Source organism: Burkholderia sp. E168m23, assembly GCF_016586125.1.
In the GTDB taxonomy this organism is placed as follows: Bacteria; Pseudomonadota; Gammaproteobacteria; order Burkholderiales; family Burkholderiaceae; genus Burkholderia; species Burkholderia orbicola.
Genome location: NZ_BCPP01001641.1, coordinates 1 through 675, shown reverse-complemented (window position 1 = coordinate 675; position 675 = coordinate 1). Strand labels below are relative to the sequence as shown.

Annotated in this window: 1 protein-coding gene; it reads right to left on the bottom strand. The window is 72.6% G+C overall.

The genetic code is table 11. From position 1 onward, the window contains the following. Nucleotides 1-89: 89 nt before the first annotated feature. Nucleotides 90-675, bottom strand: a 586-nt coding sequence (locus JMF90_RS39395; RefSeq protein WP_236598160.1) for an autotransporter-associated beta strand repeat-containing protein, incomplete at its 5' end; no start/stop codon positions are given.

Genomic DNA, 675 nt, shown 5'->3' with positions numbered 1-675 from the left:
CAGCGTCGTCGTCGCCGGACCGTTGACCGCGAGCGTGCCGCTCCCCGAGATCGCGCCGGTCAGGCCGAGGCTGTTAGGGCCACTCACCGTCAGCGTCGCCCCGTACCGAGGTTCACCGCATTGGCGAGCGTCGTGCCCGGCGTGCCAGCTGCCAGCGTGCCGCCCGCACCGCTCGCGTTGAGCGTGCCGGTACCGAGCGCCGTGTTGCTGCCCGCGACCAGCGTGCCGCCACCGGTCAGGTTCGTGCCGCCCGAATACGTGTTCGGACCGGTCAGCGTCTCGGTGCCCGTGCCCGACAACGTGAGGCTGCCGCCCGCGCCCGCGATCGTGCCGCCGAACGTGCCGCTGCCCGACCCGCCGAGCGTCAGGTTGTTGCCGCCCAGGTTCACCGTCGAACCGGCGACGCCCGACAGCGCCGTCGTCGTTTGCGGCGTCGTCGCGCCGCTGACGTCGAAGGTCGCGCCCGCACCGGTCAGGCTCAGCGGGCTGCTACCGGAGAGGCTGCCGCCCGCGCCGATCGCCAGCGTGCCGCTGTTGATCGTCGTCGCACCGGTGTACGAGTTGTTGCCCGTCAGCGTTTGCGTGCCGCTGCCCGACAACGTCAAGCCGCCCGTGCCGGCCACGGTGCCGCCGTACGTGCCGTTACCGGCACCGGCCAGCGTCAGCGTGTTGCTG